Source organism: Kitasatospora sp. NPDC059673 (assembly GCF_042734215.1).
GTDB lineage: Bacteria > Actinomycetota > Actinomycetes > Streptomycetales > Streptomycetaceae > Kitasatospora.
In genome coordinates this window covers 191,676-216,007 of sequence record NZ_JBHWEN010000004.1, presented here as the reverse complement: position 1 = coordinate 216,007, position 24,332 = coordinate 191,676, and the positions used below count along the sequence as shown (strand labels likewise).

Annotated in this window: 23 protein-coding genes and 2 tRNA genes; 18 read left to right on the top strand and 7 right to left on the bottom strand. The window is 70.5% G+C overall.

Annotation, left to right across the window (positions count from 1 at the left end):
• Window positions 1-94: 94 nt before the first annotated feature.
• From ACFV18_RS07435 to rpmH, 5 genes are read right to left on the bottom strand one after another with little or no spacing between them, the layout of a single operon-like run.
• Window positions 95-616: a protein jag gene (locus ACFV18_RS07435; RefSeq protein WP_380480249.1), complete on the bottom strand. Its 522-nt coding sequence runs from the start codon at window positions 614-616 to the stop codon at window positions 95-97.
• 56 nt (window positions 617-672) lie between these two features.
• Window positions 673-1,815, bottom strand: coding sequence for a membrane protein insertase YidC (gene yidC / locus ACFV18_RS07430; protein ID WP_380480247.1), 1,143 nt, complete (start codon window positions 1,813-1,815; stop codon window positions 673-675).
• Window positions 1,816-1,818: 3 nt separating this feature from the next.
• A complete protein-coding gene (yidD, locus tag ACFV18_RS07425; protein ID WP_035864431.1) occupies window positions 1,819-2,133 on the bottom strand; it encodes a membrane protein insertion efficiency factor YidD in 315 nt (104 codons plus the stop codon).
• Complete coding sequence (gene rnpA / locus ACFV18_RS07420) at window positions 2,130-2,558, bottom strand: ribonuclease P protein component (RefSeq protein WP_380480245.1); 429 nt, start codon at window positions 2,556-2,558, stop codon at window positions 2,130-2,132. The genes yidD and rnpA overlap by 4 nt, the downstream gene beginning before the upstream one ends.
• 19 nt (window positions 2,559-2,577) lie before the next feature.
• A complete protein-coding gene (gene rpmH / locus ACFV18_RS07415; RefSeq protein WP_043915359.1) occupies window positions 2,578-2,715 on the bottom strand; it encodes a 50S ribosomal protein L34 in 138 nt (45 codons plus the stop codon).
• A 426-nt stretch (window positions 2,716-3,141) separates the two neighbouring features.
• On the opposite strand from rpmH, the gene dnaA reads away from it, so the two are divergent.
• The 13 genes from dnaA to ACFV18_RS07350 all read left to right on the top strand — a co-directional run bounded on the left by dnaA (window position 3,142) and on the right by ACFV18_RS07350 (window position 19,169).
• Entirely contained in the window at window positions 3,142-4,953 is a 1,812-nt protein-coding gene (gene dnaA / locus ACFV18_RS07410) for a chromosomal replication initiator protein DnaA (RefSeq protein WP_380480243.1), read from the top strand.
• Window positions 4,954-5,993: 1,040 nt separating this feature from the next.
• Complete coding sequence (gene dnaN, locus ACFV18_RS07405; RefSeq protein WP_380480241.1) at window positions 5,994-7,124, top strand: DNA polymerase III subunit beta; 1,131 nt, start codon at window positions 5,994-5,996, stop codon at window positions 7,122-7,124.
• A 144-nt stretch (window positions 7,125-7,268) separates the two neighbouring features.
• Window positions 7,269-8,144, top strand: coding sequence for a phosphogluconate dehydrogenase (NAD(+)-dependent, decarboxylating) (gene gnd, locus ACFV18_RS07400; protein WP_380480239.1), 876 nt, complete (start codon window positions 7,269-7,271; stop codon window positions 8,142-8,144).
• Window positions 8,145-8,180: 36 nt separating this feature from the next.
• The gene (recF, locus tag ACFV18_RS07395) at window positions 8,181-9,317 is read left to right on the top strand and encodes a DNA replication/repair protein RecF (RefSeq protein WP_380480237.1); all 1,137 of its coding nucleotides are present in this window, start codon (window positions 8,181-8,183) and stop codon (window positions 9,315-9,317) included.
• Between the two features lie 67 nt (window positions 9,318-9,384).
• Window positions 9,385-9,897 carry a DUF721 domain-containing protein gene (locus ACFV18_RS07390; protein ID WP_043915363.1) on the top strand — a complete coding sequence of 171 codons (513 nt, stop codon included), beginning with the start codon at window positions 9,385-9,387 and terminating at the stop codon, window positions 9,895-9,897.
• A gap of 272 nt (window positions 9,898-10,169) precedes the next feature.
• On the top strand, window positions 10,170-12,161 hold the full coding sequence (gyrB, locus tag ACFV18_RS07385; protein ID WP_380480235.1) for a DNA topoisomerase (ATP-hydrolyzing) subunit B: 1,992 nt from the start codon (window positions 10,170-10,172) through the stop codon (window positions 12,159-12,161).
• Window positions 12,162-12,198: 37 nt separating this feature from the next.
• The gene (gyrA, locus tag ACFV18_RS07380) at window positions 12,199-14,799 is read left to right on the top strand and encodes a DNA gyrase subunit A (RefSeq protein ID WP_380480233.1); all 2,601 of its coding nucleotides are present in this window, start codon (window positions 12,199-12,201) and stop codon (window positions 14,797-14,799) included.
• Window positions 14,800-14,942: 143 nt separating this feature from the next.
• The gene (locus ACFV18_RS07375; RefSeq protein ID WP_380480231.1) at window positions 14,943-15,638 is read left to right on the top strand and encodes a DUF3566 domain-containing protein; all 696 of its coding nucleotides are present in this window, start codon (window positions 14,943-14,945) and stop codon (window positions 15,636-15,638) included.
• Between the two features lie 224 nt (window positions 15,639-15,862).
• On the top strand, window positions 15,863-17,236 hold the full coding sequence (locus tag ACFV18_RS07370) for a class I SAM-dependent methyltransferase (protein ID WP_380480229.1): 1,374 nt from the start codon (window positions 15,863-15,865) through the stop codon (window positions 17,234-17,236).
• 16 nt (window positions 17,237-17,252) lie between these two features.
• A tRNA-Ile gene (locus ACFV18_RS07365) sits at window positions 17,253-17,326 on the top strand.
• 292 nt (window positions 17,327-17,618) lie between these two features.
• Window positions 17,619-18,593, top strand: coding sequence for a hypothetical protein (locus ACFV18_RS07360; protein ID WP_380480227.1), 975 nt, complete (start codon window positions 17,619-17,621; stop codon window positions 18,591-18,593).
• A gap of 266 nt (window positions 18,594-18,859) precedes the next feature.
• Window positions 18,860-18,988 (top strand): DLW-39 family protein, encoded by a 129-nt coding sequence (locus ACFV18_RS07355; protein ID WP_014137031.1) that lies wholly within the window; start codon window positions 18,860-18,862, stop codon window positions 18,986-18,988.
• A gap of 108 nt (window positions 18,989-19,096) precedes the next feature.
• A tRNA-Ala gene (locus tag ACFV18_RS07350) sits at window positions 19,097-19,169 on the top strand.
• Between the two features lie 96 nt (window positions 19,170-19,265).
• On the opposite strand, the gene ACFV18_RS07345 is transcribed toward ACFV18_RS07350, so the two are convergent.
• A complete protein-coding gene (locus ACFV18_RS07345; RefSeq protein WP_380480225.1) occupies window positions 19,266-20,135 on the bottom strand; it encodes a DUF5324 family protein in 870 nt (289 codons plus the stop codon).
• Between the two features lie 167 nt (window positions 20,136-20,302).
• Here ACFV18_RS07345 and ACFV18_RS07340 point away from each other — a divergent pair, with 167 nt between their 5' ends.
• Both ACFV18_RS07340 and ACFV18_RS07335 read left to right on the top strand, forming a co-directional pair.
• A complete protein-coding gene (locus ACFV18_RS07340; RefSeq protein ID WP_380480223.1) occupies window positions 20,303-20,830 on the top strand; it encodes a peptidylprolyl isomerase in 528 nt (175 codons plus the stop codon).
• A 130-nt stretch (window positions 20,831-20,960) separates the two neighbouring features.
• Window positions 20,961-21,863 (top strand): rhomboid family intramembrane serine protease, encoded by a 903-nt coding sequence (locus ACFV18_RS07335; protein WP_380480221.1) that lies wholly within the window; start codon window positions 20,961-20,963, stop codon window positions 21,861-21,863.
• 312 nt (window positions 21,864-22,175) lie between these two features.
• Here the strand turns inward: ACFV18_RS07335 and crgA are convergent, their stop codons facing one another.
• Window positions 22,176-22,430: a cell division protein CrgA gene (crgA, locus tag ACFV18_RS07330; protein ID WP_380480219.1), complete on the bottom strand. Its 255-nt coding sequence runs from the start codon at window positions 22,428-22,430 to the stop codon at window positions 22,176-22,178.
• A 247-nt stretch (window positions 22,431-22,677) separates the two neighbouring features.
• On the opposite strand from crgA, the gene ACFV18_RS07325 reads away from it, so the two are divergent.
• The 3 genes from ACFV18_RS07325 (at window position 22,678) to ACFV18_RS07315 (ending at window position 24,331) form a co-directional block, all read left to right on the top strand.
• On the top strand, window positions 22,678-23,355 hold the full coding sequence (locus ACFV18_RS07325) for a DUF881 domain-containing protein (protein WP_380480217.1): 678 nt from the start codon (window positions 22,678-22,680) through the stop codon (window positions 23,353-23,355).
• Between the two features lie 89 nt (window positions 23,356-23,444).
• Window positions 23,445-23,615: a hypothetical protein gene (locus ACFV18_RS07320; protein WP_014137037.1), complete on the top strand. Its 171-nt coding sequence runs from the start codon at window positions 23,445-23,447 to the stop codon at window positions 23,613-23,615.
• A 53-nt stretch (window positions 23,616-23,668) separates the two neighbouring features.
• Complete coding sequence (locus ACFV18_RS07315) at window positions 23,669-24,331, top strand: aminodeoxychorismate/anthranilate synthase component II (protein ID WP_380480215.1); 663 nt, start codon at window positions 23,669-23,671, stop codon at window positions 24,329-24,331.
• The last annotated feature ends 1 nt before the right edge of the window (window position 24,332 follow it).

Sequence of the window (24,332 nt, the reverse complement as noted above, 5' to 3'; positions counted from 1 at the left end):
TGTTCCACGTGAAACATCAGTCCACCGCAAAGGCAACGACCCCGCCCGCGAGAGGCGGGCGGGGTCGGACGCCGTTCCGACGGCACCACCGGCATCAGGCCGGCAGTACGACCACACAACGCTGGGGCTCCTCGCCCTCCGACTCGCTGCGCAGTCCCGCGGCTGCCACCGCGTCGTGCACCACCTTGCGCTCGAACGGGGTCATCGGCTGCAGCTTGACCTGCTCGCCGGTGCGCTTGACCCGCTCGGCCGCGTCCGCGCCCAGCTCCGCGAGCTCGGCCCGCTTGCGGGCCCGGAAGCCCGCGACGTCCAGCATCAGTCGGCTGCGCTCACCGGTCTCCCGGTGCACGGCCAGCCGGGTCAGCTCCTGGAGCGCCTCCAGCACCTCGCCGTCCTGGCCCACCAGCCGCTGCAGCGTCCGGTCGTCGCCCTCGCCGACGATGGAGACCAGCGCCCGGTCCCCCTCGACGTCCATGTCGATGTCGCCGTCCAGGTCCGCGATGTCCAGCAGACCCTCCAGGTAGTCGGCGGCGATGTCACCCTCGCGTTCCAGACGCGCGAGGGCGCTCTCACCGGCCGGCGCGGTGTCGACGGCGGAGGTGGTGCCATCGGTCACAGGTGGACTCCTTCAGGAATGAGGCCCTCGGATGGGGCCGAGAACGAGGGTCGGGACTACTTCTTCTTCGGCCGCTGGGCCTGGCCGCCGCGCTTCGGCTGCTGGCGCTGACCCTGCCGGTCGGCCGGCTTCGCCCCGCCCGCCTTCGTGCCGGACTGCCCGGCCCCGGCCGGCTCGGCGTTCGCCTCGTCGCCCGCCGCGCTCTGTTCCTCCACGGCGTGTGCCTGGTGGGCCGCCGAAGCCTGCCGCTGAGCCTTGCTCTGCTTGCGCGGCTGCTGCCGGCGCACCTGCACGCTCTCCTCGGCCGCCGCCTGGGCCTGGGCCTCCGCGCTGCCCTTGGAACCGGTCAGCGCGGCCAGCACGCCGCCGGTCTTCTTGACCGAGCCGTCCGGGTTGAGCCGGCCCTGCTTCTTCAGGCGGGCCTGACGCTCGTCCCACGCCTTGCTGCCCGGCGTCGGGTTGTTGCGGATGACGATCAGCTGCTGGCCCATCGACCAGACGTTGGTGGTGAGCCAGTAGACCAGCACACCGACCGGGAAGTTGATGCCCATCACGGCGAACATGACCGGGAAGACGTACATCAGCATCTTCTGCTGCTGCATGAACGGCGTCTTGACCGTCAGGTCCACGTTCTTGGTCATCAGCTGGCGCTGGGTGATGAACTGCGACAGCGACATCAGCACGATCATGACCGCGCAGACGATCTGGACCTGGATGCTGTCCGCACCGACGAACTTCGCCGACAGCGGGGCACCGAAGATGTGCGCCTGCTTGGCACTCTCCAGCAGGCTCTGGTCGATGACGCCGATCGGCTTGTCGTTGGCGACCGAGGCCAGCACACCGTAGAGGGCGGTGAAGAACGGCGCCTGCACGAGGATCGGAAGGCACGAGGAGAACGGGTTGGTACCCGCCTCCTTGTACAGCTTCATCATCTCTTCGGACTGGCGCTGCTTGTCGTTCTTGTAGCGCTCCTGGATGGCCTTCATCTTCGGCTGGATCGCCTGCATGGCCCGGGTCGCCTTGATCTGCTTCACGAAGAGCGGGATCAGGCAGATCCGGATGGCGACCACCATCATCACGATGGACAGGCCCCACGCCAAGCCGCCGTCAGGATCGAAGACGTGGCTGAACAGCGAGTGGAACTGGACGATGATCCAGGACACCGCGTAGTAGAGGGGACTCAGAAAACCGAAGGTCACCGGTCAGACTCCTTGGACATCGGGCTTCGCCACCGGCTCCGGCTCGGCGGTCCCGCTCGTGGGGGTCAGCAGATTGCGCAGTCGGCGGTGCCACACCGGATGCTTTCGCGGCGGAACATGGTCGACCCCACCGGGAGACCAGGGATTGCAGCGCAGAATGCGCCAGACGGTCAGCCCGCCACCCTTGATCGCCCCATGGACGCGCACCGCCTCGTACCCGTAGCGGGAGCACGAGGGGTAGTAACGGCACACCGGGCCGAGCAGTGGACTGATCGTCCACTGGTAGAGCCTGATCAGGCCCATCAGCAGGTACTTCATCGCCCTGTTCCCGTCGGGGCACTGCCGGCCGGATCCGACCTGAGCAGGCGGCGCAACGCCGCGTCCAGGTCGTGCCCGAGTTCGTCGTACGAGGCCGCCGCAGCAGCGGGCAGCGCCCGTACCACTATCAGGCTACCTTCGGGCAACCGGGACAGACGCTCGCGGACCAGGTGACGCAGCCGACGCTTCACCACGTTGCGAACCACGGCCGGTCCCACGGCCTTGCTCACGACGAAACCCGCACGCGCCGAAGGAAGCCCCTCGGCGACGTGCGGGCTGGAGTCGCTGTTCCGGTCGGCGCCCTCCCCGGGTACCACCTCTCTGTGGAGGTGGACCACCAGCAGGGGCCGACCGGCGCGGCGACCGCGTTTCACCGCGGTCGCGAAGTCCTGGCGCCGCCGCAGCCGATTCTCGGTGGGCAGCACTGCAGACCCTTGGCGCGGATCAGGCGGACAGGGCGCTGCGGCCCTTGGCGCGGCGCGACGCCAGGATGGCGCGGCCGGCGCGGGTACGCATACGCAGCCGGAAGCCGTGGGTCTTGGCGCGACGACGGTTGTTCGGCTGGAAGGTGCGCTTGCTCACTCGGGGGCTCCTGGGGTGAATCGTAGGATGACGGGGGGTCGCTTGGCCGTCACCGTGCGTCCGCGCGATCTCCCCTTGCACTGGGAAATCCGGTCCCGGGACCCAGATCTGCTGGACCGGGACCACCACGGCGCCCGTGCTGCGCGCGTCATGGAAGCGGGCGGACCCGCGGACATGCGGCAGCGGCCATCGACAACTCGACCTGGTTACGGTACGCGGCGGCGGGTCGGAGGGTCAAACCAGGTGGGTGTCGGCCCGTTGCCCACAGCCTGTGGACAACGACTTGAATCAGCTCTGCGCGCTGACTACCGTTGCAGGACTTGTCTCTTTTGTTCTGTGCTCGCGGCCGCCTCCGCGCCGCGCCACCCGAATCACTCCCGACCTTGACTGACTGCCCCTGCCCGGGGAACGAGAAAGCGTGTACCAGTGGCTGATGTCAACAGCGATCTCGTCCTGATGTGGTCGAGGGTCGTCGAGCGACTGGTGAGCGACAGCAATGTCGTGGAGAAGGACAAGCAGTGGATCCTCCGCACCCAGCCGATGTGGATGATGCACGACACGGCCCTGCTCGCGGCGCCCAACGAATTCGCCAAGCAGGTGCTGGAGGGCCGGCTGCTGCCGCAGCTGACCGAGGCCATCTCGCAGGAGTTCGGCCGCCAGGTGCGGATCGCCGTGATGGTGGACGCCAACGCCGCCCCGCCCGCCGAACCGGAGGCCGAGCCCGAGCCCGAGCCGGAGAGCGCCGAGCAGTGGCCGCACCCGCGGGCCGAGCAGGGCTACCAGCCCGGCCCCGCCGTCCACCAGCCGCAGCCCGGCGCCTGGCCCGGCCGTCCCGCCGAGGACTACCAGCGCCCCTCGTACCAGCCCGGCTACCCGCCGGCCGAGCCCTACGGGGCGGCGCCGCAGGACCCGTACCGGGAGCAGCCCGACGCGAGCGGCGGCAGCTGGGAGCCGCAGGCGGTGCCCGAGCGGCGCCCCGAGCCGGCCCCGCGGCGGACCAGCCGTCCGGGCCCGGACTCCGCGCAGGGCGACCTGTTCGGCGGCGCGCTGGGCTCCCCGGACGAGGACCGGCCGCGGCACGGCGGCTCCCGGCGCGGCACGCCCCGCCCGTCCGACCGGCCGGCCCCGGTGGAGCGCCGGCCCGCGCCCGGCGTCCCGGCCCCGCCCGGTGCTCCCCCGGCGGGCGGCTCGCGCAAGGACGAGCCGAACGCCCGGCTGAACCCCAAGTACCTGTTCGACACCTTCGTGATCGGCGCCAGCAACCGCTTCGCGCACGCCGCGGCGGTGGCGGTCGCCGAGGCCCCGGCCAAGGCGTACAACCCGCTGTTCATCTACGGCGAGTCCGGTCTCGGCAAGACCCACCTGCTGCACGCCATCGGGCACTACTCGCGCAGCTTGTTCCCGGGCACCCGGGTGCGGTACGTGAGCTCGGAGGAATTCACCAACGAGTTCATCAACTCGATCCGGGACGGCAAGGCGGACGCGTTCCGCAAGCGCTACCGGGACATCGACATCCTGCTGGTCGACGACATTCAGTTCCTGGCCAGCAAGGAGTCGACGCAGGAGGAGTTCTTCCACACCTTCAACACCCTGCACAACGCCAACAAGCAGATCGTGCTCTCCTCGGACCGGCCGCCCAAGCAGCTGATCACGCTGGAGGACCGGCTGCGCAACCGGTTCGAGTGGGGCCTGATCACCGACGTCACCCCGCCGGAGCTGGAGACCCGGATCGCGATCCTGCGCAAGAAGGCGATCCAGGAGCAACTCAACGCTCCCGCCGACGTGTTGGAGTTCATCGCGTCCCGGATCACCCGCAACATCCGGGAGTTGGAGGGCGCGCTGATCCGGGTCACCGCGTTCGCCAACCTGAACCGGGCGCCGGTGGACCTGGAGTTGGCCGGGATCGTCCTGAAGGACCTGATCCCGGGCGGCGACGAGGACGCCGGGCCGGAGATCACCGCGCAGGTGATCATGCAGCAGACCGCCGCGTACTTCGGGCTGGGCGTGGAGGACCTCTGCGGATCCTCGCGCAGCCGGGTGCTGGTGACGGCCCGCCAGATCGCCATGTACCTGTGCCGGGAGCTGACCGACCTGTCGCTGCCGAAGATCGGCGCGCAGTTCGGCGGCCGGGACCACACCACGGTGATGCACGCGGACCGGAAGATCCGCTCGCTGATGGCCGAGCGGCGGTCCATCTACAACCAGGTCACCGAGCTGACCAACCGCATCAAGAGCTAGCGGCAGCACGGTAGTTGACGCAGTCGAAGGGGAGTCGGGCCGAGTCGGCCGGGCTCCCCTTCGGCATGCCCGCCACGGGCCGGCGGCGGGCCCGCAACGGCCTGCGGCGGGCCCACAACGAGCCTGTGGCGGGCCGCCCGGGCGAATCCCGGCGATCGGTGGGTGTGGAACGGCCGGCGGCGGGGCAGGAATCGGGTCAGCGGCCCGGGCGGCCGATCCGCCGCCCACCCGAACATCTGCTCAGCAAATCGAACGGTTCGGGTACGTACTGGAGTTGTCCACAGGAACGGGTGGGATTTCCCCGTCCACAGGCTCCACCGGCCCGAGTTATCCAGAGGTTCCTCCACAGGCGGATCGCCGCTACGCTCTTCGGCGCAGGTCAGACCCCTGTGGACTTGTGCACAACAGTTATCCACAGCCTGTGGAGAACTGAGGAGCCGTCAGGATGACCTCAGGGTCGTCCACAGGCCGTCCACAGGAGCAGGGGAGTTATCCCCAGGTTTTCCACAGCGGCGTCCACAGTTCGACAACATCAACTCCCTTGTCAGGCCTGGGTGTGAAAGGCGTCACGTGATGTTGATCGGAGCCCGTGGATAACTCCGGCAATTTCTGTGGATGAACCTGGGGATAACCTGTGGATACTCACAGTGCCCTGTGGATTACGCTCCGCTGTCCACAGCAGGCCTAGGTTGTCCACAGTCCGCATCCACAAGACCTGTGGACAAAAAACCGGGTCTGACCTGCGAAAACGGGGTTATCCACGGTATCCACAGGCCCTACTACTACTGCTACACCTAGAGACCTCGCGACTTGATCAACAGTGGGGGTGGCCCGAATCTGTGGACAACCGCGCCCCGACATCTGTTCGGCTCGCTTCCGCCCATCTGCCCCGACTGTCGGCCGAGTACGTCAGACTGTCCTTCGGCACCTGGAAGCCGAGCGGAGCGAGTCCGGTCGGCGGGGAGCCGGAAGACGATCAACAGCGCCGGTCGGCGATACGGGCCGAGGGCGCGGCGACAGCAGCCAGGAGGCGGTTACCGGTGAAGTTCCGGGTGGAGCGTGATGTCCTCGCGGAGGCGGTGGCCTGGGCCGCCCGCAGCCTCCCCGCGCGGCCGCCGGTGCCGGTGCTGGCCGGCCTGCTGCTGACCGCGCAGGACGGCACGCTGGCGCTGTCCGGCTTCGACTACGAGGTTTCGGCCCGGGTCGAGCTGGAGGCGGACGTCGAGGAGGCCGGCACCGTCCTGGTCTCCGGTCGCCTGCTCAACGACATCTCGCGCAACCTGCCGAACCGCCCGGTGGAGATCTCCACCGACGGTATGCGGGTCAGCGTGGTCTGCGGCAGCTCCCGGTTCACCCTGCCGACCCTGCCGGTCGACGAGTACCCGGCGCTGCCGCAGATGCCGACCGCCACCGGCACCGTCCCGGGCGACGTGTTCGCCTCGGCGGTCAGCCAGGCCGCGGTCGCCGCCGGCCGCGACGACACCCTCCCGGTGCTGACCGGCGTCCGGGTCGAGATCAACGGCAGCGGGATCACCCTGGCCGCCACCGACCGCTACCGGTTCGCCGTCCGCGAGCTGCTGTGGAAGCCCGAGCAGGACGACATCAACGCCGTCGCGCTCGTCCCGGCCAAGACCCTGCAGGACATCGCCAAGTCGCTGGGCAGCGGCGACCAGGTGTCGATCGCGCTGTCCACCGGCGGTGCCGGCGAGGGCCTGATCGGCTTCGAGGGCGCCGGCCGGCGGACCACCACCCGCCTGCTGGAGGGCGAGTTCCCGAAGTTCCGGTCGATCTTCCCGACCGAGTTCTCGGCCGTCGCCGCGGTGCAGACCCAGCCGTTCCTGGAGGCGCTCAAGCGCGTCTCGCTGGTGGCCGAGCGCAACACCCCGGTCCGGCTGAACTTCGAGCAGGGCGTGCTCACCCTGGAGGCCGGCTCGGGCGACGACGCCCAGGCCTCCGAGCGGGTCGAGGCGGATCTTGAGGGCGACGACATCTCGATCGCGTTCAACCCCGGCTACCTGGAGGAGGGGCTCAAGGCGATCGACGCCGCGTACGCGCAGCTGAGCTTCACCACCCCGACCAAGCCGGCCCTGCTCACCGGCAAGCCCTCGGTGGACGCGGAGCCGGACGAGGCCTACCAGTACCTGATCATGCCGGTCCGCCTCTCCGGCTGACCAAGTCTCCAGGCACCAGGGGCGCGAGGGCCATCGGCCTCCGCGCCCCTGTGGCTGCCCGGACCTCCCCGACCAGCGGCGTAGGCTCGGGGAGCGCGGCAACGGCGCCGCCGTCAGGCACGACACCACAGTGAAGGACTTGTCATGGAGCTCGGCCTCATCGGTCTCGGCAAGATGGGCGGCAACATGCGCGAGCGCATCCGCCGCGCCGGCCACACCGTCATCGGCTACGACCGCAACCCCGACCTCGCCGACGTCGACAGCGTGGAGCAGCTGGTCGCCAAGCTGGAGGGCCCCCGCGTGGTGTGGGTGATGGTCCCGGCCGGCGGCCCCACCCAGGAGACCGTCGAGCACCTGGCCGAGCTGCTCTCCCCCGGTGACGTGGTGGTGGACGGCGGCAACTCCCGCTGGACCGACGACATCCAGCACGCCGAGCTGCTGGCCGCCAAGGGCATCGGCTTTGTCGACTGCGGTGTCTCCGGCGGCGTCTGGGGCCTGGAGAACGGCTACGCGCTGATGTACGGCGGCAACGCCGAGCACGTCGCGAAGGTCCAGCCGATCTTCGACGCGCTCAAGCCCGAGGGCGAGTTCGGCTCGGTGCACGCCGGCAAGGTCGGCGCCGGCCACTTCGCCAAGATGGTCCACAACGGCATCGAGTACGCGATGATGCAGGCCTTCGCCGAGGGCTGGGAGCTGCTGGAGGCGGCCCCCGAGGTCACCGACGTGCGCGAGGTGTTCCGCAGCTGGCAGGAGGGCACCGTCATCCGCTCCTGGCTGCTCGACCTGGCGGTCCGGGCGCTGGACGACGACGAGCACCTGGCCAAGCTCAAGGGCTGGGCCGCGGACTCCGGCGAGGGCCGCTGGACGGTCGAGGCCGCGATCGACCACGCGGTGCCGCTGCCGGCGATCACCGCCTCGCTGTTCGCCCGCTTCGCCTCCCGCCAGGAGGACTCGCCGCAGATGAAGATGATCGCCGCGCTGCGCAACCAGTTCGGCGGCCACGCGGTCGAGTCCAAGTAACTACCCACGGCCAGAAGGCGAGCGCAGTCCACCGTCATGCACGTCGCGCACCTGTCGCTCGCCGACTTCCGTTCCTACGCCCGGGTCGAGGTTCCGCTCGACCCGGGCGTCACCGCGTTCGTGGGGCCCAACGGGCAGGGCAAGACCAACCTGGTCGAGGCGATCGGCTACCTCGCCACCCTGGGCAGCCACCGGGTGGCCTCCGACGCCCCGCTGGTGCGCCTCGGCGCCGAGCGCGCGGTGGTCCGGGCCAGCGTGGTCGCCCAGGGCGGCCGGACCACCCTGGTGGAGCTGGAGATCACCCCCGGCAAGGCCAACCGGGCCCGGCTGAACCGTTCCGACAAGGTCCGCCCGCGCGATGTGCTGGGCGTGCTGCGCACCGTGCTGTTCGCCCCCGAGGACCTCACCCTGGTCAAGGGCGACCCGGGCGAGCGCCGGCGCTTCCTGGACGAGCTGCTGACCGCCCGGGCGCCCCGGCTGGCCGGGGTGCGCTCCGACTACGAGCGGGTGCTCAAGCAGCGCAACGCCCTGCTGAAGACCGCCGCGACGGCCCGCCGGGCGGGCAGCGGCCGGGCCGCCGACCTGGCCACCCTGGAGGTCTGGGACGGCCACCTGGCCCGCACCGGGGCCGAACTGACCGCCTTCCGGATCCAGCTGGTGGCGGCCCTGCAGCCGCTGGTCGCCGAGGCCTACCGTCAGCTGGCCCCCGGCGGCGGGGAGACCGTGCTGGAGTACCGCTCCTCCTTCGAGGGCGAGCTGCCCACCAGCCGCGAACAGGCCGAGCAGCAACTGCTGGCCGCCCTGCAGGCGGCCCGGGCGCAGGAGGTCGCGCGCGGCCTGACCCTGGTCGGCCCGCACCGCGACGAACTGCTGCTGCGGCTCGGCCCGCTGCCCGCCAAGGGCTACGCCAGCCACGGCGAGTCCTGGTCGTACGCGCTGGCCCTGCGGCTCGCCTCCTACGAGCTGCTGCGCTCCGAGGGCGGGGAGCCGGTGCTGATCCTGGACGACGTGTTCGCCGAACTGGACGCCCGCCGCCGCGACCGGCTGGCCGAGCTGGTGGCCGGCGGCGAGCAGGTGCTGGTCACCGCGGCGGTCGCGGAGGACGTCCCGAAGGCGCTCAGCGGTGCCCGGTACGCCGTCTCGGACGGCACCGTGACCCGGCTCACGCCGTGAACCCCGGCGAGCCCGTACCCTGGACCGCTCGTCGGTGCAGTTGTCCACAGCCTGGGGATGGAGCGTGATGTCGGAGGGCTCGGAGCTTTCGGGTGTGGACCTGGCCCGGGTGGCGTTGCGCGCCGCCAAGGAGCAGGCCCGGCAGCGCGGCGAGCAGGTCCGCGAGCGCCGCGAGGCCAAGCGGACCGGGCTGCGCAGCGGGGCCCGCGCGGACGGCCGCGACCCGGTGCCGCTGGGCGCCGCGCTGAACCGTCTGATCACCGAGCGGGGCTGGGAGGCGCCGGCCGCGGTGGGCGGAGTGATGGGCCGCTGGTCGCAGATCGTGGGGCCGGACATCGCTGCGCACTGTGAACCCAAGTCGTACGCGGAGGCCGAGGCGGTGCTCACCGTGCAGTGCGACTCCACCGCATGGGCCACTCAACTCCGGCTGCTGGCACGCCAGTTGGTGGCCCGGCTGAATCACGAGCTGGGGCACGGCACGGTCCGGGTGATCAAGGTGCTGGGGCCGGACGCCCCGGTGCGCGGTTACGGGCGGTTGCGGGCGCCCGGCAGCAAGGGCCCCGGGGACACCTGGGGCTGAGCCCGGCGGAGCGGATCGGGGCCCTCCGGAATCGCTGACGGCCCGTCCAGGCGCTCTGAGCCCCCCTGCCAAGTATCGGGACTCGTCCCGAGGGGATTCAGGGCGGCACATCTGCCCTCAGGGGCTGCCAAACGCCCCTCTCTGTCACTCGTACCGGTAGACTGAAGCGCAAACACCGTTGCGTGGAGCAACAGAGTCGAAACGCCGTGGTCGCACACCTGCCCGGGCAAGCGGGAAGGGGCGCGGCCCCGCTGTGCCAGAGAGGGCGCTTCGTGGCCGATTCCGGCAACCCCAGCCAGACCCCAGACCCGTCCGACAACAAGGCGTACGACGCCAGCGCGATCCAGGTGCTGGAGGGCCTCGACGCCGTCCGCAAGCGCCCCGGCATGTACATCGGTTCGACCGGTGAGCGCGGCCTGCACCACCTGGTCTACGAGATCGTCGACAACTCGGTCGACGAGGCGCTGGCCGGCCACGCCGACACCATCGACGTGACGATCCTGTCCGACGGCGGCGTGCGGGTGGTGGACAACGGCCGAGGCATCCCGGTCGGCATCATGCCCGGCCAGGACAAGCCCGCCGTCGAGGTGGTCCTCACCGTGCTGCACGCGGGCGGCAAGTTCGGCGGCGGCGGCTACGCGGTCTCCGGCGGTCTGCACGGCGTCGGCATCTCCGTGGTGAACGCGCTCTCCAACCGCCTCGCGGTGGACATCCTCACCGACGGCGCCCGCTGGACCCAGGAGTACAAGGCCGGTGCCCCGACCGCCCCGCTGGCCAAGCACGAGGCCACCGAGGAGACCGGCACCACCGTCACCTTCTGGGCCGACCCGGACATCTTCGAGACCACCGTCTACTCCTTCGAGACGCTCTCCCGCCGCTTCCAGGAGATGGCCTTCCTCAACAAGGGCCTGACCATCTCGCTGACCGACGAGCGCGCCGAGCACGCCGACGAGGAGGGCAAGCCGCTCGCCGTCACGTACAAGTACGACGGCGGCATCGCCGACTTCGTCGCGCACCTCAACTCCCGCAAGGGCGAGGTGATCCACCCCTCGGTGATCGACTTCGAGGCGGAGGACAAGGACAAGCGGATCTCCGCCGAGATCGCGATGCAGTGGAACTCCTCCTACACGGAGGGCGTGTACTCGTTCGCGAACACCATCCACACCCACGGCGGCGGCACCCACGAGGAGGGCTTCCGCGCCGCGCTGACCGGTCTGATGAACCGTTACGCGCGCGACAAGAAGCTGCTCCGCGACAAGGACGACAACCTCTCCGGCGAGGACATCCGCGAGGGCCTGACCGCGATCATCTCGGTCAAGCTCGGCGAGCCGCAGTTCGAGGGCCAGACCAAGGACAAGCTCGGCAACACCGAGGCCAAGACCTTCGTGCAGAAGGTGGTCAACGAGCACCTGGCCGACTGGCTGGACCGCAACCCCAACGAGGCCGCGGACATCGTCCGCAAGTCCATCCAGGCCGCCAGCGCCCGGGTCGCCGCCCGCAAGGCCCGCGACCTGACCCGCCGCAAGGGCCTGCTGGAGTCCGCCTCGCTGCCCGGCAAGCTCTCGGACTGCCAGTCCAAGGACCCGGCCGAGTGCGAGATCTTCATCGTCGAGGGCGACTCGGCCGGCGGCTCCGCCAAGCAGGGCCGCGACCCGCGCACCCAGGCCATCCTCCCGATCCGCGGCAAGATCCTGAACGTCGAGAAGGCCCGGATCGACAAGGTGCTGCAGAACACCGAGGTCCAGGCGCTGATCTCGGCCTTCGGCTGCGGCATCCAGGAGGACTACGACGCCGAGAAGCTCCGCTATCACAAGATCGTGCTGATGGCCGACGCCGACGTCGACGGACAGCACATCCGCACCCTGCTGCTGACCCTGCTGTTCCGCTTCATGCGCCCGCTGGTCGAGGCCGGGTACGTCTACCTGGCGATGCCCCCGCTGTACAAGATCAAGTGGGGCCGGGACGAGTTCGAGTACGCCTACTCCGACCGCGAGCGCGACGCGCTGATCGCGGCCGGCGTCGAGGCCGGCCGCCGACTCCCCAAGGACGACGCCATCCAGCGCTTCAAGGGCCTCGGCGAGATGAACGCCGAGGAGCTGCGCGTCACCACCATGGACGCCGCCCACCGCCTGCTGCTCCAGGTCACCCTGGAGGACGCCGCCCGCGCCGACGACCTGTTCTCCGTCCTGATGGGCGAGGACGTCGAGGCCCGCCGCTCCTTCATCCAGCGCAACGCGAAGGACGTCCGCTTCCTGGACGTCTGACGTCCGCCAAGGATCGTTGAAAGGAAACTGACCACCAGTGGTCGACGACAACCGTCCGGACGGCGGCGAGCAGCCCGAGGACAGCACCACCCTTGCCCAGAGCGGTCACCGGGTCGAGCTCATCGAGCTCGAGACCGAGATGCAGCGCTCCTACCTCGACTACGCGATGAGCGTCATCGTCTCGCGCGCCCTGCCCGAGGTCCGCGACGGCCTCAAGCCGGTGCACCGCCGCGTGCTCTACGCGATGTACGACGGCGGCTACCGGCCCGAGAAGGGCTACTACAAGTGCGCCCGCGTGGTCGGCGACGTGATGGGCAACTACCACCCGCACGGCGACACCTCGATCTACGACACCCTGGTCCGCCTCGCCCAGCCCTGGTCGATGCGGATGCCGCTGGTCGACGGCAACGGCAACTTCGGCTCCCCGGGCAACGACCCGGCCGCGGCGATGCGCTACACCGAGTGCAAGATGATGCCGCTGGCGATGGAGATGATGCGCGACATCGACGAGGAGACCGTCGATTTCGCCGCCAACTACGACGGCCGCCAGCAGGAACCCACCGTCCTGCCCTCGCGCATCCCCAACCTGCTGGTCAACGGTGCCACCGGCATCGCGGTCGGCATGGCCACCAACATCCCGCCGCACAACCTGCGCGAGGTCGCCTCCGGCGCGCTCTGGGCACTGGAGCACCCCGAGGCCTCCAACGAGGAACTGCTGGAAGCCCTGATCGAGCGGATCAAGGGCCCCGACTTCCCGACCGGCGCCCTGATCGTCGGCCGCCGCGGCATCGAGGACGCCTACCGGACCGGCCGCGGCTCGATCACCATGCGCGCCGTGGTCGAGGTCGAGGAGATCCAGGGCCGCCAGTGCCTGGTGATCACCGAGCTGCCGTTCCAGGTCAACCCGGACAACCTCGCCCTGAAGATCGCCGACCTGGTCAAGGACGGCCGGATCGCCGGCATCGCCGACGTCCGCGACGAGTCCTCCTCGCGCACCGGCCAGCGCCTGGTCATCGTGCTCAAGCGGGACGCGGTCGCCAAGGTCGTGCTCAACAACCTGTACAAGCACACCGACCTGCAGACCAACTTCGGTGCCAACATGCTGGCCCTGGTCGACGGCGTGCCGCGCACCCTCTCGCTGGACGCCTTCATCCGGCACTGGGTCGCCCACCAGATCGAGGTCATCGTCCGCCGGACCACCTTCCGGCTGCGCAAGGCCGAGGAGCGCGCCCACATCCTGCGCGCGCTGCTCAAGGCCCTCGACCAGATCGACGCGGTGATCGCGCTGATCCGCGCCTCGGAGAGCGCCGACGCCGCCCGCACCGGCCTGATGCAGCTGCTGGAGATCGACGAACTCCAGGCCAACGCCATCCTCGAGATGCAGCTGCGCCGCCTGGCCGCCCTGGAGAGCGCCCGCATCCTCAGCGAGCACGACGAACTCCAGGCCAAGATCAACGAGTACAACGCGATCCTCGCCTCGCCCGCCCGGCAGCGCGAGATCGTCTCCGAGGAGCTCACCGCGATCGTCGAGAAGTACGGCGACGAGCGGCGCTCCACCCTGATCCCCTCCGACGGCGACCTCTCCATCGAGGACCTCATCGCCGAGGAGGACATCGTGGTCACCATCACCCGCGGCGGCTACGTCAAGCGCACCCGCTCCGACCTCTACCGCTCGCAGAAGCGCGGCGGCAAGGGCGTACGCGGCGCGCAGCTGAAGCAGGACGACATCGTCGACCACTTCTTCGTCACCACCACGCACAACTGGATCCTGTTCTTCACCAACAAGGGCCGGGTCTACCGCGCCAAGGGCTACGAGCTGCCCGACGCCGGGCGCGACGCCCGCGGCCAGCACGTCGCCAACCTGCTGGCCTTCCAGCCGGAGGAGCACATCACCCAGGTGATGGCGGTGCGCACCTACGAGGACAAGCCGTACCTGGTGCTCGCCACCCGCGGCGGCCTGGTCAAGAAGTCCCCGCTCAAGGACTACGACTCGCCGCGCTCCGGCGGCCTGATCGCGATCAACCTGCGCCAGGACGAGGAGGGCCGGGACGACGAGCTGATCGGCGCCGAGCTGGTCTCCGCCGAGGACGACCTGCTGCTGATCTCCAAGAAGGCCCAGTCGATCCGCTTCAAGGCCACCGACGAGGCACTGCGCCCGATGAGCCGGGCCACCTCCGGCGTCAAGGGCATGTCGTTCCGCGAGGACGACGAACTGCTCTCGATGAACGTGGTCCGCCCGGGGACGTACGTCTTCACCGCCACCGACGGCGGTTACGCCAAGCGGACGTCGGTCGACGAGTACCGTGTCCAGGGACGCGGCGGATTCGGTATCAAGGCTGCGAAGATCGTCGAGGGCCGGGGCTCGCTGGTCGGCGCCCTGGTGGTCGAGGAGACCGACGAGATCATGGCCATCACGCTCTCCGGAGGAGTGATCCGGACCAGGGTTTCCGAGGTTCGTGAAACCGGACGTGACACCATGGGCGTCCAACTGATCAACCTCGGAAAGCGCGACGCGGTGGTGGGCATGGCCCGCAACGCGGAGGCCGACGAGGAGGAGGGCGCGGACCTCGACGCCGAGGCGACCGGGACCGCGACCGCCACCGAGCACGAGGCGGACGGCACGCCCGACCAGGGCTGACGCGCGACCGCGACCGTGGTGCCCGTTCCGCTTCCGGCGGGGCGGGCACCACGGGTTGACCGCAGGCCAACCGGGCAGGCGGAGCGAGCACAACACGGACCAGGCGGTTCGATCGGCCTGGCGGACGGTTCGGGAGGACCACGGTGAGCGGAGCCACGGGTGCTGGAGGTGCCACGGGCGGCCTGTCGGGCGGACCGGGCGGGACACCGTACGGTGCACCGCAGCGCCCCGAGAACCCCGCCGCGTCCACCTCGGTGATGCCCCAGGCCGGCCAGCCCGGCTACGGCGGCCAGAACCCGCCGGCCCCCAGCGGCCCGCCCGGCTTCTCCCAGCCCACCACGTACGCCAAGGGCCAGAACACCCCGGCGCGCGGCACCCGCACCGGCCCGGGCCCCCAGGGCGGCGCCCCCGGCGCCCAGCGCCCCGCACCGGGCGCCGCCGGCGGTGGCGGCGGTGGCGGCACCGCCCGGGTCCGCAAGGCCCGGCTGCGGATCACCAAGGCCGACCCCTGGTCGGTCATGAAGGTCAGCTTCGTGCTCTCGCTGGCCGTCGGCGTGATCGTCATCGTCGCCTCCGCGGTGCTCTGGATGACCCTGGACGGCCTCGGCGTCTTCGACTCGCTGACCAGCACCCTCAAGGACGTCACCGGCAGTGACAGCTCCGGCGCGTTCAACCTGATGGACTACATCGGGTTCGGCAAGGTCATGATGTTCACCACCCTGATCGCGGTGGTCGACGTGGTGCTGATGACCGCGCTGTCCACCCTCGCCGCGTTCATCTACAACACCGCGGCCGGTTTCACCGGAGGCGTCGAACTCACCCTCGCCGAAGAAGACTGACCCCACGTCAGTTCGCGGAATTCCCCGGGCCCCGAAGGCTGTTGAAGCCTTCGGGGCCCGTCGTCGTCCCCGGCGGCAATCGGGTGACCGGGCGGCGCGCCGGGAGAGGCCGCACCGCCCCCGCATGGACAAATGAAAGCCACGAACGAGCACGGGGTCCACCGGCCGCGACAGCGGACACCGGGCGGCCCGGGACGGGTACGGCCGGTCGAGAGGTGTCCGTGATGGCGGAGAACGCACAGCAACTGGTCCGAGCGCTCGAAGGCCTGATCGGCCGTCGGCTCCCACTGCGACTACGCATCTGGGACGGCTCCCAGGCCGGCCCGACGGGCGCCCCCACCCTCGTCCTGCGCAACCGCCGGGCCCTGCGCCGCCTGATCTGGGCCCCCGGCGAGCTCGGCCTGGCCCGCGCCTACGTGGCCGGCGACCTCGAACTCGACCCCGGCACCGATCTCTACGAGGTGCTGGACGCCGTCGCCGCGTTCGCCGAGGACCCGGACATCCGCGCCCTGCGGCTCGGCCCGCGCCGGCTCCTCGCCGCCCCCGGCCGCCGCCTGCTCGGCATCGCCCTGCGCCTGGGCGCGCTCGGCCCGGCACCCACGCCCCCGCCCGAGGAGGTCCGGAGCCGCCGCGGCCCGCTGCACAGCCGCCGTCGTGACCGCGCCGCGATCAGCCACCACTACGACGTCGGCAACGACTTCTACGGGCTCGTACTGGGCCCCACCATGGTCTACTCGTGCGCCTACTGGGCCCCCGGGGCGAAGAGCCTGGAGGACGCCCAGGAGGCCAAGCTCGACCTGATCTGCCGCAAGCTCGGCCTGCGCCCCGGCATGCGCCTGCTGGACGTCGGCTGCGGCTGGGGTTCGCTGGTCCTGCACGCGGCCCGCCACTACGGCGTCCGGGCGGTCGGCGTCTCCATCTCCACCGAACAGGTCGCCCTGGCCCGTGAGCGGGTCGCCGAGGCAGGCCTGGCCGACCGGATCGAGATCCGGCTCCAGGACTACCGGGAGATCCCCGACGGGCCCTTCGACGCCATCTCCAGCGTCGGCATGGCCGAACACGTCGGCTCGACCCAGTACCTGGTCTACGCCCGCCACCTGTACGACCTGCTCGCCCCCGGCGGCCGCCTGCTCAACCACCAGATCGCCCGCCGCCCACTGGACCCCGGCGAGAAGTACCGGCTCTCCCCCTTCATCGACCGCTACGTCTTCCCCGACGGCGAGCTCTCCCCCGTCGGCGCCACCGTCTCCCGCCTGGAGGAGGCGGGCTTCGAGGTCCGCGACGTCGAGGCCCTCCGCGAGCACTACGGCCGCACCCTCCGCGAGTGGGTCGCGAACCTGGAGGCCCACTGGCCCGACGCCGCCGCACTGGCCGGCCGTGGCCGGGCGCGGGTCTGGCGTCTCTACATGTCCGCCTGCGCCCTCGCCTTCGAGCAGAACCGCATCGGCATCAACCAGATCCTCGCCGTCCGCCCCACCCCCGCGGGCGCCTCCCGCCTCCCCGCCACCCGCGCCCAGTGGCTCGCCGAGGCCGCTGAGCAGCGCCGTCCGGCGGGGCCCGCGGATACGGATTTGGGAGATCGGCCATCGGTCCGCTAATCTTTCAGTGCGGCAAGGGCCTATAGCTCAGACGGTTAGAGCGCTTCCCTGATAAGGAAGAGGCCACAGGTTCAAGTCCTGTTAGGCCCACCGGCGCGAAGGCCCCGATCACCAGGTGATCGGGGCCTTCGACATTTTCCCCCACGAACGGCCGTAACCTCCGTCCGGCACCGCTCGTTGAAGTGGGTGCGCAGAGGCAACACAGGGTGAGCTGACTCGAAACTGATGTGAAGTCGGGGATAGCCGGGCGACAGACCCGGTCATTGGGTGACGTAGGACACAGCGCGACCTCTGCTCCGGCCGGCGGATGACCGGCCCCGCCCGCCCCGGGCGACTGGGCGGTTCCCACGTCATGTCTTCTTTCACCCTGTGAGGCATCCCCATGTCCATGGAAGCCGCGCTGCTCGAGTCCAGGACGCTCCGAAGCGGCCTGTGCGAGCGCACCGAAGTCCTCGACGAGGTCAAGGCCCTCGTCCTGCTGCCCGACGGGCTGCACGTCACCACGCGGATGGTCGCCGACTACTTCGGGGTCAGCGAGTACGCCATCCGCAAGATGGTCCGGCGTCACCGGCCGGAGTTGGAGAGCAACGGGTTCACCATTCGCAAGGCTGTGGACAACCTCGGGAACCAGAAGTGCAATCCGCACTTCTGGCAGGTCACGGGCCTGCGAAGCGGTCAGTCCGAGGCGGAGGCGGGCGATCCGATCGCAGGCCCTGTGGACAACCCCATGGACCAGAGGGACAAAGAGTCCCTCTGGCAGGTCAGCACCCCTGAAGCCCCCGTCGGCCGCCGCCCCCAGGGCGGCGGGAACGGCGTCGCGCTGTACTCCCGCCGCGCCGTGCTGAACGTCGCGATGCTGCTGCGAGACAGCGAGGTCGCCCGCGAGGTCCGCAGTCGCCTGCTCGACCTGATCGAGAGCGCCGCCCGGCCGGTGGCCGAGCCGCCGGCCGTGCACCTCCTGTTCCCGGCCCCGCCGTGGAAGCGGTGGAGCGAGTTGCGGTGGGACGAGGAGGAGACGGTGCGGCGGGATCCGGCCGTGGCGGCGTGGCGGCGGCGGATCGACGGACTGGAACCGTTCGAGGGGTATCCGCCGGTGGGGGAGGAACCGTCGGAGTACGGCTTCACCGCGGCGGAGCTGCCGGGGGTGGTCGCCGAGCTGGCCGCCGCGCTCGGGTCGGTGGACCGGCGGTTGAACGCGCAGGGTGTGGTGATCACCGCGATCAGTGAGCGGATCTCCCGGCAGGAGTCGCGGCTGGACGCCCACGGCGCCCGGTTGGATTCGTTGAGCGAGCACGTGCTGGCGATCCGGCGGGATGTGGCGCATCTGCGCAGGCGGCGTCGCGGCCAGGCAGGGTAGGCGGCAGGCCTTTCGAAGGGCCCGTCGGCGGTTCGGAACCGGCGGCGGGCCCGGGGCGTCAACAGTAGGAGACGTTGCGGGCACGCAGTCCGATGACCGTACTGGTGGGGAAGCGTCAAAGGCGCTTGCAGATCGGCCGGTTGGCGGTGGCGGGGGCCGCTTCTGAACCGGTTACCGGTGTGTATCATCGGCCCCAGGGCGGTCTTCAGCCTGACCGCTGGTTCGTACTCTTACATCCAAGCAAGCAAGAAGGACGAGGTCCCGCGGTGAAGAAGCTTCTCCTGGTCGCCCTGGTCGCCCTCGGCGGCTTCTTTGTCTACCGTCAGGTCCAGGCGGACCGCGCCGAGCAGGACCTGTGGACCGAGGCGACCGACCCGGTTCCGGCCGGCCGCTGAGCTGACGCACGAGTCTTCCTCGGACCGGCCTGCGGAGCACAGGCCGGGGCCGGTCCGAAACCCGCGTGGGGCGTTGCCCGGGAGCGGGTAGGCTAGTGCCCATTGCTCGGGGCCTTAGCTCAGTTGGTAGAGCGCTGTCTTTGCATGGCAGATGTCAGGGGTTCGACTCCCCTAGGCTCCACAGTCGTTGAACGGCCCCCGACCGGGGAAACCAGGTCGGGGGCCGTTCTGTGTCCGGAGACTCCCGGACGCCGGTGGGTTCGGCGTCCAGGGGCGTTCAGTGCGGCTTGCGCGGGTCGTGCGGCTTGGGACGGTCGTCGTCGGCGGGCCGGGTGTCCGGCGGCGGGGTCGGCTTCGTGGCGGGGTCGGATGCCGAGGCCTCCGGCTCCTCGTGCGGGACGGAGCCGTTCATGGTGGCCCCGCCGACCGGGGTGCCGGTGGCGCTGCCGGGCCGGGTCGCCTCGGCTGTCGCGGACGGGGTGGTGGCGGGCTCCGGGGGCTCGGTCAGCCATTCGGGGTTGTTCTGCTTGCGGTACCACTGCCAGACCAGCACGCCGGCGCCGATGGCGATGGTGCCGGCCACCGCGAGGCCGGTCGTCCAGCTGTTGCAGCGCTTCTTCTTGGCGTTCTTGGCGGCCAGGCTGCTGATCTCGGCGGCGCTGACGTTGCCGTGCAGCGCGGTGATCGCGGCGGCGCCGCGGGCCTGGGCCTCGTGGGCGAGCGGGACGACGCTCTCCTTGGCGGCCTGGAAGGTCTCGGCGACCTTGGGGGCGACGTTCGTCCGGGCCTGGCAGGCGGCCTGACCGGCCGACAGCTTGGCGGCGAGCGCGGCCTCCTGGGCCCGGTGGACGGCCTTCAGGGCGGCCTTCTGGGTCTCCGGGGGGAGGCTGAAGAAGGCCTGCTCCAGGTGCGGGGCGACGTGCTTGACGTACTGCACCCGGGCGGCGTGCGCGGCCTGCCCGGCCCCGTTGCGGGCCTGTGCTCCGGCTGCCGCGGCCTTCGGGCCGAGCGCCTCCAGCTTGGGGCCCAGCACCTGCTTGGCCTCCTCGGCGTAGTGCAGGGCGGCTTCCTTCGCGGAGGCGGCGTAGGGCGCGACGGCGTCCTTCGCCCGTGCGGCGGTCTCGCGCGCGGTGTCCGTACGGCTCACGGGCTTCTCCTTCTCGGCGGGTGTCCGGTGTTGTCCGGTATGCACCTTTCCACCTGATAGGAGATCATGCATCCCGCTTCTTTGCCGAGCACCTTCGGCTGAGCCGTCTGCGGCGATCATGGGATGATTCCTCGGATAGTCAGCTAGAAAGACAGGAAGGTACTCCCGTGGCCGAGGAACTCATCGCCACCCTGAAGACCAACCGCGGCGACATCGTGGTCAAGCTCTTCCCGAACCACGCCCCGAAGACCGTGGCCAACTTCGTCGAGCTGGCGGAGGGCACCCGCGAGTGGAAGAACCCGGAGACCGGCGAGGTGGCCGCCAAGCCGCTGTACGACGGCACCGTCTTCCACCGCGTGATCGACGGCTTCATGATCCAGGGCGGCGACCCGCTGGGCAACGGCACCGGCGGCCCGGGCTACAAGTTCGCCGACGAGTTCCACCCGGACCTGTCGTTCGACCGTCCGTACCTGCTGGCCATGGCCAACGCCGGCCCGGGCACCAACGGCTCGCAGTTCTTCATCACGGTGGCCCCGACCACCTGGCTGAACCGCAAGCACAGCATCTTCGGCGAGGTCGTGGACGCGGCCAGCCAGAAGGTCGTGGACGCGATCGCCACCACCGCCACCACCAAGCCCTACGACCGCCCGGTCCAGGACGTGGTGATCGAGTCGGTCGTCGTCTCGCGCGGCTGATTCGGATCCCTGCCGCCCTGCGGGGCGGCGCCGCGCGTTCCGGCGCGCAGTAGCCTGGACGGTCCCGGTGGTGCCCCGTTTCGCACGGCGGCGGCACCGGGACCGTTTCGTTGATGGAGGGACAGCGCCGATGCTTCCGGAGGAGCCCGTGCGGCCGACGCCCGTGGACGGCCAGGAATCCGGGCTGCCCCGGTGTCCCCGCCACCCCGAGCGGGAGACCGGCGTGTCCTGCGCGCGCTGCGGGCGGCCGGTCTGCCCGGAGTGCATGGTGCCCGCCTCGGTGGGCTTCCAGTGCCCGGACTGCGTGCGCGGCGCGGCCGAGCGGCAGCCCCGGCAGCGGACGGCGTTCGGCGGGATACTGGCGCTCGGCGACGGTGCGCTGGTCACCAAGGTGCTGATCGGCCTGAACCTGCTGGTGTTCCTGCTGACCGAGTACGTGTCCAGGCAGTGGCAGGTCAGGCTGGGTCTGGTCAGCTGGGCGCCGTTGCCGGGGCTGAGGTTCGGCATGGCCGACGGGCCGCAGGAGTGGTACCGGCTGGTGACGGCGATGTTCGTGCACGGCGGGCTGCTGCACATCGCGACCAACATGTTCTCGCTCTGGGTGCTCGGGCCTCAGTTGGAGCGGGTGCTCGGCCGGGTGCGGTTCCTCGGCCTGTATCTGGTGGCGGGCATCGCCGGCAACGCGCTGTCCTTCCTGCTGTCTCCGCCGCATGCGCAGCTGTTCACGGTCGGCGCGTCCGGGGCGATCTTCGGGCTGCTGGGGGCCACCGCGGTGCTGTTCCGGGTGAACCGGGTGCCGATGCAGCCGGTGATCGCGCTGCTGGTGGTGAACCTGGTGATCACCTTCTCGCTGAGCAGCATGATCGACTGGCGGGCGCACGTCGGTGGTCTGGTGGCGGGCACCGTCATCGGCGCGGGCATGATGTACGCCCCACGGGCGCACCGGAACCTGGTGCAGGGGTTGACGGCGGCCGCGGTGCTGGCCGTGAGCCTGGGTCTGGTGCTGCTCGGGATGGCCCGTCTGCCCGGCTGATCCGCGGGTGGCAGCGGCCGGGCGTGAGCTGTCCACAGGTGGTGGGCGGTGGGGCGTGCCGGGCGATTGGATTTCCCTGATCTACGCGCGTTATCCTGCTGCGTTGCGAGTTATCCACAGGCATGGGGAAGTTTTCCCCAGTGTGGACAACCCTGTGGATAAACGTTCGGACGCTCCGTGACCGGCCGACTTCCGGGCAGGCGACCTCCGGGCAGGCGACGCCCGGGCATGCCGAACACCGCCCCGGCCCGGAGGCCGAAGCGGTGCGGGGCACGCATCAGGCCGAGAACCGCCCGGCGGGCGGCACCGGCCCTACTTCCACTGCGTGGAGACGGCGAAGCCCGCCGCGATGAAGCCGAAACCGGCCAGGATGTTCCAGTTGCCCCAGCTCTGGACCGGCCAGGTGCCGCTGGTCACGTAGTAGCTGACGATCCAGGCCAGGCCGATCAGGAACAGCACCAGCATCAGCGGTGCCACCCAGCTCCGGCCGGAACTGATCTTCACGGCGGTCGCGGAGGTCGGCGGCGGCGTGTAGTCGGCCTTCTTGCGGAGTCGAGACTTCGGCACGAGGGGCTCTCCTGTCGATGCGCTGTGACCGCGCAGGTGGTCAGTGGGGGCGGGTGGCACGTGTGGACCGGTCCGTACGGTCGCGGAGCTCCGCACATGCCACCGGCGTCCGTTAGCGTAGTGGCTCGCCGGGTCTGAGGGAGATAAGGGTACGGTGCCTGATTCCACGAATTCTTTGCCGAGCCCGGTCGCGCGCCCGCGCCGGGGCCGAATTGTCGGACGTGCCCTGACCTGCACCGTCTTCTCGATGGCCGGGTTGCTGTTCTACGTGAGCGCACAGACCGCGCACGGGACCGACCTGCGCACCGACAACTCGCTGCTGGGGCTCAGCGACGTCATACAGCAGCGCTCCACCCAGAACCAGCAGCTCCAGGAGCAGGTCGCCGCCGACCAGGACCGGGCCGACGGGCTGGCCCGCGAGCAGGGGCAGAGCCCGGACGACGCGGCCCGGCTGACCGCGCTGCAGCAGGCCGCGGGGCTGGACGCGCTGCACGGGCCGGGGCTGACCGTCACGCTGGACGACGCCCCGCCGAACGCCACCGCCCGGATCCCGGGCGTTCCCGAGCCCGGGGTGAACGACCTGGTGATCCACCAGCAGGACATCCAGGCCGTGGTGAACGCGCTGTGGCGCGGCGGCGCCGAGGGCATCCAGGTGATGGACCAGCGGCTGGTCTCCACCAGCGCGGTGCGCTGCGTCGGCAACACCCTGCTGCTGCAGGGCCGGGTCTACTCCCCGCCGTACGTGATTCGCGCGGTCGGCCGGACCGACTCGCTGCGTGCCGCGGTGGACGCCGACCCCACGATCCGCAACTACCTGGGCTACGTGGCCGCCTACGGGCTGGGCTGGAAGGTCCAGGAGAGCAACGAGCTCAGCCTGCCAGGGTACGCCGGATCGATCGATCTGCGGGCCGCCTCCGCCCAGTAGGCCGCCACGGCGGCCCGTTGCGCCGATACCCGCCTGAGGCAGGCGGGTGGGCGTCTACGCTTGAGCCGACCCGAGCATCGAGGAGCACCATGTACGGCTGGATCTGGCGGCATCTTCCGGGCCCCGCGCCGGTTCGTGCGCTGATCGCCCTGCTGCTCGTCCTCGGGGTGGTCTACGTCCTGTTCCAGTACGTGTTCCCGTGGGCCGAGCCGCTGCTCCCCTTCGGGAACGTGACGGTGGACCAGGGCGCCGGCGGCTGAACCGGCTCCGGCTCCGTCCGCCCTTCGACGCACGCACACCCCAGGAGTTAGCGATGACCTCCGCCGGCCACCCGCCCCGGATTCTCGTGGTCGACAACTACGACAGCTTCGTCTTCAACATCGTCCAGTACCTGTACCAGCTGGGTGCGGTCTGCGAGGTGGTCCGCAACGACCGGCTGACGGTGGCTCAGGCCAGGGTCAGGGACGGCGAGGAGGGCTACGACGGGGTGCTGCTCTCCCCCGGGCCCGGGACGCCGGAGGAGGCGGGGGTGTGCGTGGAGATGGTGCACCACTGCGCGCGAATCGGGCTGCCGCTGTTCGGGGTGTGCCTGGGTCTGCAGTCGATCGCGGTGGCGTACGGCGCGGTGGTCGGCCGGGCGCCGGAGCTGCTGCACGGCAAGACCTCCTCGGTGGTGCACGAGGACGGCGGGGTGTTCGAGGGCCTGCCCTCGCCGCTGACCGCCACCCGCTACCACTCGCTGGCCGTCGAGCCGGAGACGGTGCCCGCCGAACTGGTGGTCACCTCGCGCACCGAGAGTGGGGTGATCATGGGCCTGCGGCACCGTGAACTCCTGGTCGAGGGCGTCCAGTTCCACCCGGAGTCGGTGCTCACCGAGGGCGGGCACCGGATGCTCGCCAACTGGCTGGCCGAGTGCGGGTTCCCGGAGGCGGTGGGCCGCTCGTCCGGCCTCGCCCCGGTGATCGGCCGGAGCTGAC